Source organism: Pedobacter sp. MC2016-05 (genome assembly GCF_026239735.1).
GTDB lineage: Bacteria > Bacteroidota > Bacteroidia > Sphingobacteriales > Sphingobacteriaceae > Pedobacter.
In genome coordinates this window covers 49,522-67,937 of record NZ_JAPIVT010000015.1, presented here as the reverse complement: position 1 = coordinate 67,937, position 18,416 = coordinate 49,522, and the positions used below count along the sequence as shown (strand labels likewise).

At 38.9% G+C, this 18,416-nt stretch carries 19 protein-coding genes; 8 read left to right on the top strand and 11 right to left on the bottom strand.

All coding sequences use genetic code 11. The features are described from left to right. Window positions 1-92 precede the first annotated feature (92 nt). Together OQZ33_RS17350 and OQZ33_RS17345 are read left to right on the top strand one after the other, a co-directional pair. A complete protein-coding gene (locus OQZ33_RS17350) occupies window positions 93-1,331 on the top strand; it encodes a site-specific integrase (RefSeq protein ID WP_265800443.1) in 1,239 nt (412 codons plus the stop codon). Next, window positions 1,324-1,857 (top strand): ORF6N domain-containing protein, encoded by a 534-nt coding sequence (locus OQZ33_RS17345; RefSeq protein WP_265800441.1) that lies wholly within the window; start codon window positions 1,324-1,326, stop codon window positions 1,855-1,857. The genes OQZ33_RS17350 and OQZ33_RS17345 overlap by 8 nt, the downstream gene beginning before the upstream one ends. 99 nt (window positions 1,858-1,956) lie before the next feature. Here OQZ33_RS17345 and OQZ33_RS17340 read toward each other — a convergent pair whose 3' ends face one another. After that, window positions 1,957-2,358 carry a helix-turn-helix domain-containing protein gene (locus OQZ33_RS17340; RefSeq protein ID WP_265800439.1) on the bottom strand — a complete coding sequence of 134 codons (402 nt, stop codon included), beginning with the start codon at window positions 2,356-2,358 and terminating at the stop codon, window positions 1,957-1,959. A gap of 125 nt (window positions 2,359-2,483) precedes the next feature. Here OQZ33_RS17340 and OQZ33_RS17335 point away from each other — a divergent pair, with 125 nt between their 5' ends. Next, window positions 2,484-3,362 (top strand): HEPN domain-containing protein, encoded by an 879-nt coding sequence (locus OQZ33_RS17335; RefSeq protein WP_265800438.1) that lies wholly within the window; start codon window positions 2,484-2,486, stop codon window positions 3,360-3,362. Between the two features lie 161 nt (window positions 3,363-3,523). Then, on the top strand, window positions 3,524-4,111 hold the full coding sequence (locus OQZ33_RS17330; protein ID WP_265800436.1) for a hypothetical protein: 588 nt from the start codon (window positions 3,524-3,526) through the stop codon (window positions 4,109-4,111). A 357-nt stretch (window positions 4,112-4,468) separates the two neighbouring features. On the opposite strand, the gene OQZ33_RS17325 is transcribed toward OQZ33_RS17330, so the two are convergent. From OQZ33_RS17325 to OQZ33_RS17300, 6 genes are all read right to left on the bottom strand, one after another. After that, window positions 4,469-5,080 carry a hypothetical protein gene (locus OQZ33_RS17325; RefSeq protein ID WP_265800435.1) on the bottom strand — a complete coding sequence of 204 codons (612 nt, stop codon included), beginning with the start codon at window positions 5,078-5,080 and terminating at the stop codon, window positions 4,469-4,471. Between the two features lie 12 nt (window positions 5,081-5,092). Further along, a complete protein-coding gene (locus tag OQZ33_RS17320) occupies window positions 5,093-6,037 on the bottom strand; it encodes a relaxase/mobilization nuclease domain-containing protein (protein WP_265800433.1) in 945 nt (314 codons plus the stop codon). Continuing rightward, complete coding sequence (locus OQZ33_RS17315; RefSeq protein WP_265800431.1) at window positions 6,034-6,402, bottom strand: plasmid mobilization protein; 369 nt, start codon at window positions 6,400-6,402, stop codon at window positions 6,034-6,036. The genes OQZ33_RS17320 and OQZ33_RS17315 overlap by 4 nt, the downstream gene beginning before the upstream one ends. Before the next feature lie 155 nt (window positions 6,403-6,557). Beyond that, the gene (locus tag OQZ33_RS17310; protein ID WP_265800429.1) at window positions 6,558-6,866 is read right to left on the bottom strand and encodes a hypothetical protein; all 309 of its coding nucleotides are present in this window, start codon (window positions 6,864-6,866) and stop codon (window positions 6,558-6,560) included. After that, window positions 6,859-7,128, bottom strand: a complete 270-nt coding sequence (locus OQZ33_RS17305; RefSeq protein ID WP_265800427.1) for a helix-turn-helix domain-containing protein — start codon at window positions 7,126-7,128, stop codon at window positions 6,859-6,861. The genes OQZ33_RS17310 and OQZ33_RS17305 overlap by 8 nt, the downstream gene beginning before the upstream one ends. Window positions 7,129-7,981: 853 nt before the next feature. Beyond that, on the bottom strand, window positions 7,982-8,467 hold the full coding sequence (locus OQZ33_RS17300) for a very short patch repair endonuclease (RefSeq protein WP_265800426.1): 486 nt from the start codon (window positions 8,465-8,467) through the stop codon (window positions 7,982-7,984). 173 nt (window positions 8,468-8,640) lie between these two features. Between OQZ33_RS17300 and OQZ33_RS17295 the strand changes: the two genes are divergently transcribed. Genes OQZ33_RS17295 through OQZ33_RS17285 form a run of 3 tightly spaced genes read left to right on the top strand, consistent with a single transcriptional unit; the run spans window position 8,641 to window position 13,281 of the window. Then, window positions 8,641-10,011, top strand: coding sequence for a DNA cytosine methyltransferase (locus OQZ33_RS17295; protein ID WP_265800425.1), 1,371 nt, complete (start codon window positions 8,641-8,643; stop codon window positions 10,009-10,011). Then, the gene (locus OQZ33_RS17290) at window positions 10,001-11,914 is read left to right on the top strand and encodes an AAA family ATPase (RefSeq protein ID WP_265800423.1); all 1,914 of its coding nucleotides are present in this window, start codon (window positions 10,001-10,003) and stop codon (window positions 11,912-11,914) included. The genes OQZ33_RS17295 and OQZ33_RS17290 overlap by 11 nt, the downstream gene beginning before the upstream one ends. A 5-nt stretch (window positions 11,915-11,919) precedes the next feature. Then, complete coding sequence (locus OQZ33_RS17285; RefSeq protein ID WP_265800422.1) at window positions 11,920-13,281, top strand: 5-methylcytosine restriction system specificity protein McrC; 1,362 nt, start codon at window positions 11,920-11,922, stop codon at window positions 13,279-13,281. Between the two features lie 340 nt (window positions 13,282-13,621). Here the strand turns inward: OQZ33_RS17285 and OQZ33_RS17280 are convergent, their stop codons facing one another. Next, window positions 13,622-13,864 (bottom strand): hypothetical protein, encoded by a 243-nt coding sequence (locus OQZ33_RS17280; protein ID WP_265800420.1) that lies wholly within the window; start codon window positions 13,862-13,864, stop codon window positions 13,622-13,624. 470 nt (window positions 13,865-14,334) lie between these two features. Continuing rightward, the gene (locus OQZ33_RS17275; protein ID WP_265800419.1) at window positions 14,335-14,589 is read right to left on the bottom strand and encodes a hypothetical protein; all 255 of its coding nucleotides are present in this window, start codon (window positions 14,587-14,589) and stop codon (window positions 14,335-14,337) included. Window positions 14,590-15,052: 463 nt separating this feature from the next. Between OQZ33_RS17275 and OQZ33_RS17270 the strand changes: the two genes are divergently transcribed. Beyond that, complete coding sequence (locus OQZ33_RS17270) at window positions 15,053-15,775, top strand: hypothetical protein (protein WP_265800418.1); 723 nt, start codon at window positions 15,053-15,055, stop codon at window positions 15,773-15,775. 386 nt (window positions 15,776-16,161) lie between these two features. Here the strand turns inward: OQZ33_RS17270 and OQZ33_RS17265 are convergent, their stop codons facing one another. Both OQZ33_RS17265 and drmB read right to left on the bottom strand, forming a co-directional pair. Further along, entirely contained in the window at window positions 16,162-16,437 is a 276-nt protein-coding gene (locus OQZ33_RS17265) for a hypothetical protein (protein ID WP_265800417.1), read from the bottom strand. A 100-nt stretch (window positions 16,438-16,537) separates the two neighbouring features. Beyond that, complete coding sequence (drmB, locus tag OQZ33_RS17260) at window positions 16,538-18,025, bottom strand: DrmB family protein (RefSeq protein ID WP_416338760.1); 1,488 nt, start codon at window positions 18,023-18,025, stop codon at window positions 16,538-16,540. Window positions 18,026-18,416: the final 391 nt, after the last annotated feature.

The window sequence follows — 18,416 nt, the reverse complement described above, 5'->3', positions numbered from 1 at the left end:
TAATTAATTGAATTACAAGCTGTTCACCTCCCGAACATCTTGTAAAGGTCTTACTGCAATGCTAATTTTGTTTCACTCTTAATGTTATCATTATGAAAACCAATTTTAGTGTGCTTTTCTATCTGAAAAGACAAAAAAACTATGAAGGTGATGTAGCACCGATTTACATCCGACTAACACTCAACGGTAAACGTGCAGAGATTTCTACTGCGCGATCCTGTCATCCTAGTCTGTGGAATTCATTTTCCGGCAGAGCCAGCGGTAAAAAGGAAGAATCAATGACGCTGAACTTTCAGTTAGACCAGCTGCAAAGAAAGGTTTATGATGCCTACAAGTCGCTACTAAATGCAAATGAAGAAATTTCAATTGCATCAATCAAGGCAAAATTTCAGGGTAAGGAGATTAATATGCTATCCATCCTTGATGTTATCGATGAACACAATGATGAAATGAGAGCACTGGTTGGAAAGGATTACGCGCCGGGTACGCTCAAGCGATTTCTGGTACTCAGAAAGCATGTGCAGGAATTCATTCAAAAAAAATATAAGCTTGAAGATCTTGATCTAAAGAAGGTAGATCAGAAATTTATAAGTGATTTTGATTTTTATATCCGCTCGGTAAAAAAGTGCTCGAACAATTATACTGTTAAAGTATTAAAAAGCGTCGGTAAGATCATCAACATTAGTCACCACAATAAACTAATTGAAAATAATCCTTTCATCGGATATAAAGGCAAAACGAAGAAGACAGACAGATTCTTCATGGACGAGGACGAACTTCAGAAAATTACTGACAAGGAATTTTCCTCTGAAAGACTTGGCACGGTTCGCGATGTATTTTTATTTTGCTGCTATACTGGTCTGGCATATACAGACGTCAAAAATTTAAGGAAAAACCACATTAATAAAGGTATCGATGGTGAGCAGTGGATAGTAAAAGTAAGGCAGAAAACTAATACCCGTTCTGCGATACCGATTCTACCGCAAGCGCAAGTCCTGTTAGATAAATATGCTGATCATCCCATATGCGATGGGAATATGTTACTGCCGGTTCTGAGTAACCAGAAAATGAATGAGTATCTGCATGAAATAGCGACTATATGCGGAGTTGATAAAAAACTAACCACTCATATTGCCCGCCACACATTTGCAACAACAGTAACACTGTTAAACGGTGTTCCAATAGAAAGCGTGTCCCAGATGCTGGGCCATACCAATATCAGAACTACCCAACAGTATGCCAAAGTGGTGGACATTAAGGTTGGTGCCGACATGGCCAGACTAAGAGAAAAATTAGCGCAAAAATTAAATAACAAAAAATCAGATGGATAATCTTATCATCACTGATGAATTGGTGCTCAACCAGATTTATCTTATTAGAGGTCAGAAAGTAATGATTGACTCAGATCTTGCTAAGCTTTATGGCGTAGAAAATAAACAGCTCAAAAGACAGGTAAGAAGAAATATCGAGCGTTTTCCCGAAGACTTTATGTTCGAAATCACCGCTGAAGAGTATTACAATGCAAGGTGCCAATCTGGCACCTTGGAATCTGGAACTAATTTAAAATACCTTCCCATGGCCTTCACAGAGCAAGGTGTCTCAATGCTCTCCAGCGTGTTGTCAAGTCCAAGAGCCGTCCAAATGAATATCCAGATTATCCGAATTTTCACCAGGGTCAGAAACATATTATATGATAATATTGAAATTAAACTGGAGGTCGAAAAGATTAAAAAAAAGTTGGATAATCAGGATAAGAATATGGAGATAGTATTTAAATATCTTGACGAGTTACTTGATAAGCCAAAAACTCCGAAACCTGCGAGAAAGCGAATAGGCTTCAGACCAGATGACCTGTAAAATTCAACCAATTTTTAACGGCCAAAAGTCTATGTCAAAAAAAGCAAAAAAGTTTATCACAAATTGTGATAAGCTTTTTTGCTTTTTATTTTAAAAACGTTAAGACTTCTTTAGAAGATCGATCTTTTCACGTTCGCTTGCCAATAATCTTTCGTATAATTCTACGATTTTCTCTATAGTATTAAAAGTAGGCTGGTAATTCAGCGAGCTAGCAATTAGGGTTGAGTTGTCACTGCTCGTGTTATGGAAAGTGTTAGATATAACATTGAATACTGCTTCATCAGAATATTGTTTAATTCCCTCGGCAGTTACTCCCAAAACTTTAGCGACTTTATCTAATGTCGAATCTTCAATATCTTCACTCTGCTCAAGCTTACTTATAGCCTGTTGGCTGATGCCTAATTCATTAGCAAGCGCTTCTTGCTTGATCCCGCGTAATTCACGTATACGAGAGATTTTACGCCCTAAATGCATTCGAGTGTTTTTTTCCGATGTTTCCATACCCAAATATATCGATTTTTTTCGAGCGTTAAAAACAACCAAGTTTTTGTATTTAACAACCCGCTCGTGGTTCGGTACGATCGAACAGATATGGAGATTTGGAGTAAATTCAAAATCATGTAGTTATGAAAACAAATCAAGTATTACAAACGGTTAGGACAGATTGCATCATTGAGCTCTGTAGATTGCTTATAGAGAAATTCAAGCCAATTTATATTTACAGCTTTTGCAAGCTGACTCAAACAGCAACAAAATCGGGATGTTTTGGTTCCACTTATTCTTCAACTGAGCACCACTACTTTTTGTTAATGGTCATGGAGAGTAAAACAAGAAACGAGCATGAGGCACAGGATTTTTGCAATACCAGATTTTTCTCCGGTAAAATAACTATGCTTTCCCACAGCATGGAAACCATTCAATGCTCCATTGAAAAGAACAATCGCTTTTTCATTTCCATATTAAATGCGGCTCAACACCTTTACAGTTCAAATGGAATCTTAAATGAAACTCCAAGTATCGCTTTTGATTCCTCACAGAACTCCGATAAAGCAAGCAAACATTATGCGCACAGAATTAAACTCGCTGCAGGTTTTTTGGAAGGTGCAGCGGATTGCTACAGTAATGAGCATTATGCGGTATGTCTGTTTATGACCCACCAGGTTATAGAACAATGCACGATAGCGTTAATTCGCGTACACCTTGCTTATCGATCTGACATTCATCATTTAGGTCGGCAGCTTGATTTGTGTAGCAGCTTTTCATCATTACCTTACGAAATGCTTAAGGCAACGGAGGAAGATCGCAGATTATTTGAAATCTTGTTAAAGAGCTACTCGCAGGCCAGGTATAATGACAAATTTAGCGTCCAGCAGGACGATGCAGATAAATTATTATCCAAAGCCTATGCTTTTGAAAAGCTAACCAGAAAATTGTGTGAAAACAAAATATCAGAATTTGAAAGGGCAGGAAATATGGCAATGGAAAATAAAATATGTTTTGAATAATTCGATTTAAGAATGTAGAAGACATATACAGGATCAACTTGTCATCTATATTCAACTTTTACCCGTTTATCCCCACTACGTATTCAGCCTGGCAAAAGTTTTATAATTGAGCTTATCTAACTACTTATCAACTGATTAAATTCAATATAAAAATAATTCTCATGAGAACTAATTTAAGCAGACAAAAGAAAAATAGGATTATACTTCTTGATGATGAGGAGATAGTAATGCCGATCAAGCCGATAACAGCATTCTTTGATGCGGCATGGTTACCTGATCAACTTAAGATGTTGAAAAAATGGCGCAATGACGTTTCATTTGAGGCTAATCATCCGCTTAAAAGCAGCCCATCCGACAGACTTTATGATTATGAACTTACTATGAAAGTCATTGAAGCGGCCTGGTTAATTCGAAAAAAAACAATTGGAAAACTTGATATTGATAGTGGTGAGATTGATATCATTGTAGAATGGTGCATAAAAAAAGAAAAGAAAGGAATGAGGGACTATCCAACTCACCTCGCTGCAGATGAAATAATAAATCCTGTGAAAGTGTTAAGGAGAGTTTTTAAAACCTTTAAGCTCCGCCATTACCATGCTATTTTGAAAAACTGGCTTTATGATTCATTAAGTCAAAAATATATGGAGGACAGTCTATCGAAAGAAGAGATCATTGCTGTCTATGAAAACTTGGTTCGGTTGTTTGAAGCAATGTGGTTAATAAAGGAAAGAAATAAAGCAAGTGCTTGAACCCGTCAATTATCTATGAGCAGACAATCCGGCAAAGGGTATGCGGACGATGTAGTTACCACCAATCATTATCGGATGTCTATCTACCTTTTAAAGCCTTTAAAAAGTAAATAATGCCTTTTATTAAAAAATAAGATAATAAAATGCAGGCAAAAAATAAAAAGAAGAGAATAATTTCGGGTGTACCTAGAAAGGCGAAACTTAAAGTTGAGAACATACATGAAATTTTAATATTTTCAAATAAACACAAATTCCCTTTTTGTGCAAATATCACATTAACAGCGAAGGTTAGCGAATACTCGATGGGTTCTTTTCGTGGTGGGCAATTCGCAGGTGGAAAATGTGTGAGCAAAACAACTATTTTGACTTTTTTAAACCCTTTCGTTTTAAGGCCTTATTTTCGGCCCTTGCTCTATTATAATCCGCTTTAGTTTTTTGTTCTTTTTCAGCCGCTAAAATTAACCGTTCCCGTTCCAAAATTCTTTCTTCAGTTTGTCTCATTAGTACTTCCCGATTTAACGAGTATAAAGAATCGATTGTAAAAGCCAGATTAGGCTGATTTCCCTTCAATACCAAAAATTTTTCGGCATCAGTTGCAATTTGCCGGTTTTGAAAAAACAAATATAGAGAACAACTTAGTGAAAGTACGAACATGATAGCTATAATAGCCGCACCACTAAAATAAGGTCTGGCTTTAAAATCAAAATTGTGATGATGCCTCACACGAATAATTTCTGGCGCTCTAGCTGACTTTTCAACCAATATTTGAATCTGTTGTCTGATAATGGAAAAACTTTCGGCATTCTTTTGCTGAGCAATTAGTTCCAGAATCTTATCCGATTTCTCTTCATAATTGGCAGAACGGTTTTTAATAAGTGTATCTAACTTTTTTTCAATTAATATTTGCTTGCTGATGAAAACTTCAATCAGTTGTTCTATTTGTTCTAATTTGTCTTCTGTGTTTTCCATAACTTATATGTTTTATCTGCCTCTGCCCTGACTTTGCTCCTCATCTTCACCAGTCTCCCTTTTTTTCTTTCTCCTGGGGTCAGGCTCAGCTTCACCATGATGAAACGAAAATATTGGAGGTGCGAACAGTGTATTTAATGCCTCAGTTAGCCCAAATGAATCCTTCAAAACTTCCCTCGTAGAAATATATGTTGATTGCTTTTCAACTGAGTCTGACGTTTTTTCTCCGACAGATTTCCCGAAAAAGTGCTCCGAGAGCTTGCCAAAGCTTAATGTTCGATCAATTTGCGAGCCTTTATAAATATATTCTCCGGCCTTAAACGATATTCCTTGCACTACGTCGCTGTTAGCTTTATATTTAAAAATCACATCAACACCTGAATTATGTAAACTGGAAATAAAAGCTCGCCAGTCTTTACTCAGTTTTTGGGCTGCTTTAATCTTGTCAAAAAGTTGGTATCTAACCTTGTCACTTCCCTTGAGCGCTTTTCTGTTAACTTTCGTTCGATCTTTTGCCATAAAAAATCCGTGTTTTAAGGTTATAGTCTTGCATGCTGCAACATTTTTTTTTAACTGGAACTTATCGGATATAGTGTTCCCGCTATCATCCACCCTGTTGTAAATAATATGCAGATGAGGATGGTGATTATCATGATGACGAACAATAAGGAACTGAGTATTTATGATGCCCATGAGCGCCAGATATTCCATCGCCATTGCTAACATATTTTCACTATTCAGTCTTTCGGAATCAACTTCACTCCAGCTAAGAGAAATATGACCAACTGCCTTCGAAAGTGCCGGATTCATTTGTCGCTGCAAATTAAAATCTTTAACAGCAAAGGATGGATCAGCTAATCTGATTCCGTCCCCGTAAAGCAATTCGGCATCTTTTTTATTGACCACATAACGAACGCAGCCTCCGAAACTTTTTCCTATAATCACTTTTCCTATCATTCCTTGAAAAGCTTAGCTATTATTTCATTGATATCGTCTACTAGCACTCGGCACTTTTTCTGAAACAGCAGTAAGCCCTGCTCATGAGAAAGCTTCGTTAATTGGTTGAGATTATTCGCCATACCAGCCAGTATCCTGAATATTTTAAGCTCTTCTGCATTAAACCTTGGTGAAACCTTGGCTGATTTTGCTGCATGGCGAAACCAATCACTGATCTTCATACCTGCCTGTTTTGATTTCTGTTCAATCATAAAATATTCCGTTTTACTCAGCCTGACTCTTATTCCAGAATCTTTTTTTATTTTCTTTATCGGTCTCCCGCCTTTCGCTGTTGCCGACTTTTCTGATGTAGCTTGCTCTTTCATGCACTTTGGTTTTGCTACTTTTTGCGACCATCGGGAGTAAAAAGACAAGTTCTTTTTCGCTGGGAGCGACAAAGGTTTTTGTGTAACAAAAACACAAACTTGCTCCCTCAAAGTTTCAAAAAAACCATCTCCCAAATCCTGCAAAACATTTAAATCTATTTATTACGATTTCCCCAAGTCACCAAGCTTCCTTTTCTTGGATGAAAAGAGGGCTGATAAATAATATAGCCAAGCTGATCTAACTCCTTGATGCATTTATGATAAGTGGCAATTGAAGAAATTTTAGAAAAGGACATTAATATTTTCCGGGTTATTGAAAAGGTATTAGTTTGTCCTTCTTGAGTCCAGCAAATAATTAAGCCTGCAAATAAAGCGAGGTGGGGCATTTTTATTTTTTCATCATTGCTCATTCGTTTTATTAAAAAATCATGATGTGCTCTCATCTCAGGTTTTGAATTATTCATTTTTCTCTCCATCCATTATTGCATTGATGTCGTCTAATTTGTAATAAAAAATACTGCCCACTTTTGTAAAAGAGAGTACGCCGTTGATTCTTAGGTTTTGTAAAGTGCCGGGAGAAATTTTCAATATTTTTCTAACCTCCGCACTTCTCAACCATTTCTTCTGTTGTTGCGAATCTCCGCCCTTTATTAATTGTTCAATTGCATTTATCAGTTCGCTTTTGAACTCTGATAAATCTTCTTTTGTAACTAGGTCTAATTTCATTTTCTAAAATTTTAAAGTTTCACCTATTGCTAAGACGCATTTGTTTGGTGTTACCGTGAAGTATTAAGGTTTCAGTAAAAAAAGTTGAACCAAAAGCAATTCTCTGACCCAAAGTCTTCAGGTATGTTGGGCCAGACGATTAGTTTGCATTTTATTATAGCTGTTATTACTTGATTATTATTAATCCCGCCAATTTTATCTGTTTCATAATTTAAACATAGTGACTAGATTTCGTTAGGGAAACTAATGAGCTAAAATGAGCTAAAACTGGCCTAAAAGAGATCAATCAGACTATTGTCTAGACCAAGAACTTAAAAAAATAAATATTCTTGGTGGAATTTTGTACGTTTATATTCTACTAAACGCGAGTAACCGAATGAATCTGCCTATCATGCTAATTGTTTTACTGTTGATTCAATTTCTAACAGAGAAAATCAGTATCTGAATCCGGAATATTAAATTACACTAATCTGGTACATAGTAAATTGAGGCGAAACATTCACTTCCATCCACCTTTAAAAGTTTCAATAGGAAGAAATTAAATTATTGATACCATGACTGTCGAACTTGAATATCCTTATACTGGAAGTAAAAACCTAGGGAATTGGCACATTGAAAGAGTTCACAACGATAGACACTCCAAATAAAAACCGTTCGATAAAAAACATAAACCACTCATTCATAAAAACCAGGGTTTCGGATTTTATTAAATTAACATAGCTATTCAGTACTTGAAGAAGAAGAGGAATAATGATGTCGTCGCCAAGACTTTTTCAAAACTTACTGATACTAAAAATCAGTGCCTTGTTAAATTATGTAACTGACGTTAAGAAGCAATTTTATCAAGAACGGATTAACCTCTTTCTGGAATTTTACCTGACCTGCATGATTCAATATAGAGCAACACCTGATTTAGACATTTCGGGAGTTCTTTTAACACTTCATGATCCCAGAACCGCATGACGGTAAAACCTTGTTCGGAAAGCTTGATGTTGACAATTTTGTCACGTTCCATGTTCCCTTCAATTTTACTGATCCAAAAATCAATGTTACTCTTTATTCTCGACCGATTTAATTCCCATTGATATCCGTGCCAGAAGCCACCGTCAACGAATACTGCAAGCCTGTATTTTTTGATCAGTATATCCGGCCTTCCGGCAACGACTAACGAATGTATCCTGAATCTGATATTCTTTCTCCATAAGGCCCTCCTAAGTATAATCTCAGCTTTGGAATTTTTCCCTTTAATTCTTGACATATTGAAACTTCTGGACGCACTGGTTTTGTATCCGTCAGAATTATCCGAATCAGTAACTTTTAACTTTTCGCTATGAGCCATTATGCATAAACACTGGTTTGAATAAATAAGTTTGCATCTATGATCTTAGGATTATCTGTGAAGACACAAGAAACATCCTAATTTGGGATGCCGACCAAAAACGTCTTTGAAACGTGGAAAAAAAATAATTTCATCACTTGAATTATAGGCTAATTTCTGCTAGATTGCAGTCTATGCCAACACAAAAAAGCACACTGATTACCAATACATTATCACCTAAGTATTCAAAAAATAATGCAGGGAAGCTGGATAATCCGTCAGTAGAGCAAAAAATAGCTATAAAGGAAAAAGGCACGCAAGCCAACCTGAGCCTAGAGGATAGTTTATTTGAATTGGCATCACCATTCACTCCAGAGGGAACGCAGACCAAATCCGTTTTACAGCAGTGGGTGCATGCACTCGCATCGGGCAGAGAGCTATTTGCAGCGGAGCGGGGTGCGAATAAACAAAATATTATAAAGGCACTTAAAACCGGAGGGCACTACAAAAACGAAAAATCATTCCGGGATGAAGTTTATTCAAAAATTCACTTAAAGCCCACACAGGACAATAAGATGGATTTTTCATTCATCGACCTTTTCGCCGGCATTGGCGGAATGAGACAAGGCTTTGAGCGCGCCGGTGGAATATGCGTGTTCTCTTCAGAATTCGAAAAAAACGCACAATTCACTTATGAAGCCAATTTCGGGGAACATCCGTTCGGTGATATTACAAAAATAGATCCGTCCGATATCCCGGCTCATGATGTATTGGTCGGTGGATTTCCCTGCCAGCCTTTTTCGCATGCGGGTAAAAAACTGGGGATTGAAGATACAAGAGGCACACTGTTTCACAATATCGCCATGATTATTCAGGCAAAAAAGCCAAAAGCGGTTGTTCTTGAAAACGTAAGAGGACTGATCAGCCATGATAAAGGTTATACATTGAAAGTAGTTTTGGGTACTCTTATTGATGAAGGCTACAAATGCAATATTCCTGAAGATATTATCCGCGGAGCCGAAGTAAAAAAACTGCAGAATTATGCGAAAAAGATGGTGATGAGATCCAGGGAATTCGGTGTGCCGCAGAACCGCCAGCGCATTTACATTGTTTTGTGGAGAGAGGATCTTGAGGTTAATTTCACTTATCCCGAGCCGCCTAATCGTCCTACTCGCGTAGGACAGATACTTGAACCCGAAGTTTCATCCGAATTCACCATTTCGGACAGATTGTGGGAAGGTCACCGCAACAGAAAGCTTAAGAATGAGCGCGAAGGCAAGGGATTCGGATATAGTGTTTTCACTGATGATTCGCCCTACACAAATACCATATCGGCAAGATATTACAAAGACGGCAGTGAGGTTCTTATAAATCAACATGGAATGAACCCCCGGAAAATCACCCCGCGTGAGGCCGCAAGACTCCAGGGTTTCCCCGACAATTTTATTCTACACCCCTCAAAAGTGCAGGCTTACAAGCAGTTTGGAAATAGCGTCACTATCCCAGTGGTACATGCAGTTGCCAAAAATATTTATCAGCAAATAATTGAACCAAATGCTAAATAACGAACTAAAGGAATTCCTCTCAAAAGAAAACACCGCAACCGATTTCCAGACACTTCTGAATAAAAACGGTGCATTCATTTCCGTATCAAATACAACGAACAAAACCTTCGAACTCGGTCTTGATGCAATTGTTGCTTCACTGACAGATATCAAAACAAATCTTGCGCTTTTTTCTGCTGTGAACAAATATGAAGAAAAAAGCTGGAGGGGACTTATTGCCTCCCACATATCCAATGTTGCAGCAAAGACACTGGGTAATACCCAGACGAAACTTTTTTTCTCTGCACTGAGCAAGCTCATCAAATGGTCGAACCCGCAGGCTGTTACTAGCCTTAAGACCGACCAGTTTATGTCCATAGATCAGGAGAGTCTCGACAATGCGATTGACAGGCTTACAAAAGTTATCTATGAATACACTCCTAGTAGGCCGGCAACACCATTGCAGGGAACACCTGAAAATATTATATTTTATGGTCCTCCCGGAACCGGGAAGACACGCGAGATCAATATCAAATATCTCAATGGCAGGTCAGAAGATGAAAAAGAATTTATCACCTTTCACCAGTCTTATAGCTATGAGGAATTTGTGGAAGGAATTAAACCGCAGATTGGCCATACAGAAAAGGAGATTTTCTCGGAAAGTGTTTTACGTAATTTTGCCCACGAAGTCTTTAGGTATTTTATCAATCTGCAGGGACAAGATAAAATTCTGGCGAATTCGGTATTAGTGGATTCAAAAATAGGCACTACTGATTACAGAGCAATAACGCTGAAAAAACACTTTGGAACCGGCAAGCTCTTCGCCGAGTTTCCTGATGCCCAGACGAAAGAATCACTAACCACATCCGCAACACAGCGCTACTTTTCAGAGGATTTGGATCTTGAAGGTAGACCGCATGTTTATTTTTCAACCCAATGGCATGACCTCGATTCCGAGAAACTGAGTTTTGGAAACCTCAAAAAATTTGTCGCTGAGGAAAGTAACGGTGATCTGAAAGCAATAAAGCAAGGTACCGAGTTTAAGCTTATACAGAAGCTCTCCTTGAGCAGCGGGATTTCCTATGAATTTGCAGATGGCATGTTCTACACCGCCTGCAGAAAAGCAGCCATCTTAGCCGGATACACTTCTTTGGATGATTGTCTTGCAGACAGTCTGGAAAGAAGAGCAGGTATTTTTGAAAAGGCCATTCAGGATGGCAAAGTCTTTTGTTTCTGCATCGATGAGATAAACAGGGGAAATGTAGCAAGCGTATTCGGAGAGCTTATTACACTGATAGAAACCAGCAAAAGGCTGGGTGGCGAAGAAGAGATGCAGGTTAGGCTTCCCTACTCTAAACGACTTTTTGGTGTTCCCGCAAATCTGCAGTTGATCGGATCGATGAATACAGCCGACAGATCGATTACATTGCTGGATTCAGCCTTAAGAAGAAGATTCACGTTTTACGAAATTGCTCCTAGTGCAGAAACACTGAGCTTTATAACCATCCCAAATATTGACCTGAAAGCACTCCTGACTATTCTAAACAGGAGAGTAACCTATTTTCTGGGTAAGGATCTCTCCATCGGTCATGCATACTTTTTATCGGGTATTACTGTCGCCACACCGACAAAAAAAGATCTGTTAACTATTTTCTTGGGGAGGATTCTTCCGCTTCTGGAAGAATACTTTTACAATGACTTCATCAAGGTCAGGCTGGTACTCGGGGATCTGGATAAAGGAAGTGACAGCTACACGTTTTACATCCGTGATAAGGAAGGAGAAGCTTCGAAACTTTTCAGGGGATATGATGTTGAACTTGATGAAAAAGATATTTTCGTGGTAAATCCAAGAATGTATGAGTTATTGGGCAAAGAGGAAGACGAGATTGACGACGAGATTTTCACAAAAATATATTCAGCCTAAGTCAAATGAGCGTTCACAGGATAAAGGAATATGGGAGAATAAGGTCAGTGACAGATTTCCCTGATCTCCGCGAAAGTGACACGGATATCTGTATTCCCGGCCGGTCATTTGAGTCAATATGGAATTATATTCTGGAATCACAGGCGAAGGATAAGGAAATTGAAAAAGCATTTAAACTTTCCCAGCGAAACGGCAAGCGCATCATCCATACCCAGAATTATGTCGGGCTGATAGAAACAACCGAAAAAGAAACGGTTGAGATTTACCCCAAAATATTTTCATCGGGTGTGGATGCCAGTATTGAGGACTGCAAAAATATTTTTCTTAAAATGATAGCAACTTTAAGAAAATCCCCGTTCATAAATATGCAGCAGGCCTCGCTCGAAGTACGAGACAATTTCCCTATTCTGGAGCTATTTATCGGCTCATTTATCGCTGAGGTTGAGCAGTTGGTACTCAAAGGGATTAAGCGCGACTACATCAAAACTGAACGAAATTCAGGCTTTTTAAAAGGACAGCTTCTGTTTTCTAAAAATCTGACTATAAACCATACCGACCAGTCGAAATTTTATGTCCGGATGACAGACTATCAGACAGATATTCCGCAGAACAGAATACTTCGGGCAGCAATTAATAAACTTGAAGGAATAACCAGTTCTTCTTCACACCGGCGTAGGCTGAGCCGGCTTAGCGGAATCTTTGATATGACCGGACCAATCAAAGGAATTAAAGAAGATCTTGATAAATGCGCCAGTCAGAGCAGGTTATTTATCGCGTATGAGCGGTCACTGGAGTGGGCAAGTGTTTTTCTGCTGGGCAAATCCTTTACAACATTTTCAGGTAAACAGATTAATCAGGCCATGCTATTTCCCATGGAGATATTATTTGAAAGCTATATAGCATATCTGTTTAAGAAACATGCTACAAGCCACATTATTCATACCCAGCACCGCAAACTATTTATGGTAGACAAACATAAAGAGAGGGGGAAATTTGCTTTGAAACCGGATCTTTATGCTGAGCCTACTGATGACGGAGAACCAAGTTATGTTCTGGATACCAAGTGGAAAATAATCGATGAAAATCTCGAAAACAAAAACTACCTGATTAGTCAAGCCGACATGTATCAACTTTACGCATATGGCAGAAAATACATAAAAGCGGAAATTGATCCGAAACTAATACTGATTTATCCGGCAAGTAGAAATTTCAGCAGACAGCTTGAGCCATTCATTTATGAAACCAGAAATGGCCAAGATCATCTCGAACTGATTGCCTTCCCCTTTGATTTAAAATTCAACCATCAACTACAGATTGAGAATATCCTTCTTCAGATAGGCAAAGAACCGGCTGTTGCGGAAAGTTGAATACAGGTAAATACTCCACACAAAAGCTAAACTATCAACAAATTTCTGCTTCAAGTTTGTGTACTTTGCTTTTCAAAAGCTGGTTATACTGTTCTCCGTCCGAAGCATGGGTAATTCGCGAATGACATGTCGGACAGATGGCAGCACCTTTATCCAGCTAATCTCCCCCGCTCTGCCCCAGACTCTCAATATGATGCACCTCGAGGTATGGCTGACCATTCCTTCTCAAAAAGGGTGCAGGAGCATCACATGCCTCACAGACACCTACGGCGCGCATCAAGGCATATTCAGCAATTTTTTTAGACCTTGCGATCCTTGTGGATTCCTCTATAATCAACTTTCATGGTTTTGGCCGGGACATTTCATATGCCCTTTCACGAATTTCTGAAAATGTTGGAAGAGTGCCTTCCTGCCCATGAACATACCGATAAGAACGATTACTGGAAAAGTTCATTTTTATAGGCAGGATGCTCGAATAAGGTTCAAAACTACATAAAATCTGGATAAAATGCTTATCCACCACCAGATATGGCTGCCCGATAACTTCGCCTGTCCCCTTATTGGTTTTCTGTGAAACTTTCATGTCTGCCAAAAATCTGGTACCAATGGGGTAATCTTCCCCTAAACTTTCCGAGAAATTCGACTCTTATACGCTCAGAAGAAACCGGACAGTTAATAGTATGCCCCTTTTCCGTGAGACGCCGATATACCCGTCAAAAACCAGTCTCTGGACATATACATCAAGCAAGCCCATGGATAGCCGAAATGAGAAATATATTAAATTGTTTTTTGTATACATTTTTTGCGTTTTGGGGCTTAAAGCTAGACTTGGATAAGTTAAAAGTTTCCAACGTCAGCTACTCGGTTGTTATTGTTGTAGAATACGTTGTGGGCATAATTTGTCTAGCCCATATCGTAAACGTGGTAATTACAAGGTAACATTTAGATTAAAGTTCAATCTGCTTTTCTTCATTAATGGGTATAATTTTTTTTCCCTTCATTTAAAAGCGATAAGGCGTGATTTGCGTATTCGAAGTTTTCACACCATTTTTTTCAGTGCTCCCTTATCTCAGGTTTGAAATAATTTTTATAATAATCTATTTTAATCATTGTATGATTGCCTTTATAAATATAAATGTCGGCTAAATTATTCGCATAAAACTCTGACTCCAATGCTTTGATGTCTTCACTAATCGAAGCAATTGCAGGCTTTGGAGTTATAGGCGGATTTATGTTATATAAATCTTCGGATAAAAAAGTAAAGGTTTTTTTCTTCCTTCTTTTTGCTTTTGCAATTTTAGAAACCATTAGTGCGTGGTCACTTTTGATTTTCCTGTTACGCTTAACACTGGGGTCAATGGCGGTGAGTAATTCGAACCATTTTGTAGACGAATTGATTGAAATCGGGGGTTTTTCGAAAATTTTGGAGGAGTAAATTATAGTTGGTTATGAAAGAATTGAGCTCATTCTAAAAAGCAATTTTAACCTTGCTTTAAGTAACCGCTAGAAGCTCTAATGCCAAATTCATGGATTTTTGTGAAACGAGAATTCAGACCAAAAAATAATAATTAAAAATCTTATATTTGGTAGCATAGAATTTATTTTAACAGCACAAAAATATTGTCCATTAATAAATAAGTAAATTATTTAAGGCATAGTCGTGGTGTATTATGGCTAGCACGGTCTACTCGTTAGATTGGTTCCGGTTCGATTCCGGGCGGCTGAGAGTGATTAATTAATAATCCCTCTCAGTCGCCAAAATTTTAAGTTTATGTCGTCAACAATTTCAGCTGAACAGCAATTTCACAGTGATTTAAGCAAAAATGTAAGAGCATTAGAATCGGCAAGAAGGCAGATAAATATTAAAATAAATGATTTGCTTAGAAATGGAAAAGATGAATTTTCGCTTCAAATTCAGACTAAAGTCTATCTATTAATTTATAGTGCGTGGACTGAAGCATGTCTTGTTAAGTTAATACATACTCCATTCGGCTTCACGTTGGAAGAAAAAAAATATATTTTAAAAGATAAAGATATATTAAATAGATGGAAAAAATGTGTTAATACTGCATTCTTGAAGTTTAGTAAATCAGGATCCGATCTGCCAAATAAAAAACAAAAAATACATAAGCTTTTAGATAATTATTTAAAAACTCAAGCAAATATTCGAAATAAAATAGCCCATGGTCAATGGGAATTTCCATTGTATTCGAATAATTTAACTCATGATGCTGAAGTCTTACATTACATTCAACTTGTTGACACAATACAAATAGACACGTGGTTTGAAATTTTTAGAGAAATATGTGGAATTGTAGTGGGGTTAATCGATGCAAGATCTAAAAACAATCACCGTGCTCACTATGATTTTTATTTTGAAAAACTAACGAAAATTCAAAATATTATTGATGAAAGGAAATCATTTTCCTTGTCTGACAAAAAAATACTTCTTCAGCAAAAACCTTCAAGAAGCCCCAATCAAATAGTAAAATAAAAGATATCCATTATTGGTTGCTTATCCTTCTTACCAACCAATACCTGAGGCTTAGATCAGGCGTCATCTGACTGCTCAGTTTTGGCATAATACTCCTCTATAATCTCGCATTCTTTGATAAACCCATTTACAGCTAACATTGCCAATAATTCCTTACGGCTATAGGCAACATCCATTTTCGCAGACTTAAAGTGGCTTTTATTCATCGTTGCAATGAATTCATCACAATCCTTCCAAAAATGTGCACTAGTAATATATACTCCCCTGAAGTGTTTACCATCAGCTATTTCTTCAGCAAAATGTTGGCGAGCAAAAGGTAAAGTCCTTTCAAAGAACCATTTCAGTGTACCCTTTTTATCGCGATCTCCGACATTAATACTGACCCATTAGTTGTAACCTTTCAGCTCGACAACCACAATTTCTTGCGGGTGGCTTGAGTTAAAGATATAATCGTATTCATAGCCTTCTTTTTTTCCATCAGCATCTGTAACCGAGCAGGTCTTTCCCCGAGTAGCAGCTGCATTGGCGTATATTGAACTGAGCACTGGAAACATCAAAATCTCAAACATTACTCCCCGCAAATCCCGTAAAGCATCTTCCTGTCCTGCGTGCCAAGGACAAACTGTATTATTAATGTAAGACCATCTATCACTTCTTAGCATTTTTTTTTATCAAGCTCATCAACACTTTTAATTATCAAATTTCAAATTTATCCTTATTGCAACTAATGGCTTTTAGAGATCGCTAAATAGAAATTATTTTTCAGTTACCTTTCAAATCAATATCGAAATAGCCGACAAATCGTCCGTCCATAGTCCCAACAATCGTTGCCCGATCCAACAGCACATTGAATTCCTCGCAGCTAGTTTCGGGAACAATAGCACAGTTGTGGCAAGCCGAGGCATTGGTATTATCTGGTCCCTGCCCTGCCGACTGGCCGATTTCAGAGCATACAGGATCGGCAGAACACCATTTCGCATCTTCTATAGCGTCGTTCACCAGTTTGAACAAATTCTTCTCTTTCCCCTGCCTTACCAAGCCACCCATAGACCCTTCCGAGTCGCCGGAAGAAGTGTAAATCAGTATCCCTGACATACGCCCACTGGCTTCGTTGCTAAAATAGATTTTTTCTCTTAGGGCCGAAGATCCGTATCCACAATTGAAACATAGCCGCTTGATCAGCAGATGGGCAAATGTATGCATCATTACAAAGGACCAGTCAATCGGCCTTGGTTCATATACCGGATTTCTCCTTTCCATAGCTCTATGGTATCGGTCCATAAGATCTCTTCCGCCTTCGATGCTCTGAGCTAACCAAAGATCTAGGCGCCGCTGGCTAAAATTAAGAAATATCCCTTCCCCAAACACCTCGACCGCAGGCAGCCAGGTAATATCCCCGCTTGAAAGTTCAGCACTGGTTTCGTTGGGCGCAAAATTGCCACCGACGATCCTACTGAATCCGGTGAAAACTCTGGTCTCCTTCATTTTCTCGATCAGCACGATATCGTCGAAGAGTTCCGACAGGCGTTCGGCACCGTCGAAATCTGCTATATCTCTGTGCAGGGTCTTCAAATCGCGGTCACCAGTTTTGCTGGAATCCAGAAAGAATCGATATTCCTGTCTTCGAAGATCGATTACCGTCTCATCAGCACCATCTTCGATTTCCTGCTCGGTTTCCCAGAGCTTTTTTATACCGGGAAGTAATCCTTCGGGTGTGGTTCCAAACATGGAGGGCTCCGTATTTGCTGAAAGGACCATTTTTAAGATTTCACCAGTCCCATCTTGGTCGAATAACATCTTTAGATATGCTCTGCCATCAATGCCCTTGCTCTGATAGTTTTCCAACATGAGACAAATGGCCGGATGTAGATCGTATTGCTCATCGGGAAGATAGATTGCAGATATCACATTTGGATAATGGATATTGGAACCTCCCCTGATCAGCACCTGAAGATGTTCTCCGCATGGGGTTACGGCATTGGAACCGTTCGGCCATAGCCAAGGCCGGCTCCCTGTACAATAATAGCCATTGGCATTGGCGTTGTTAGGATCTTCATCACTGAAGCTTTCTCCCTGCAGTCCAATGCGAGCAAGAGCACTGTCAAAGATCCCATTTTCGGATTTCCTGACATTGAGCAGTCCGGCCAGTGAGCGCAGGGCGCCGCAAGAACAGCGTATCACCAAACTCGCAAGATCCCCCGAGCTCCCCTTGGCCTCATAGGTGAGAACATGATTTCCTTCATCAGGCATGGCATTATGAACCCATTCCCTGAATGGTACGTCCTCAATATGGCCGTGTCTGCATACCGCTACAAAACGAACCGGCAGCAGTTTTCCACCGCAGCTTGCCGATCTTCTTACCGCGGTACAGTCCGGCACTGAATGCTGAGCGGGGCCCAGCTGGATCATCTGGCCGCATTTGCTGCAATAATGCCAGCGCGGAAAACGCACCGCGGGAATGCTGAGATTGGTATTGGCATTACCTGTCCTTTTGTAGGCCCAAGGGGCCTTGAACTTTTCCACACTTAATAGCCGCTGGAGCCGTGTTTCATAAATGGTAAACTCGCTTTCGTCTACCTGCGCTATGCCGCCTTCCTCCCTTCTTTGAGAGAGTACTGCGTCCCATTGGTCTAGGCCACAG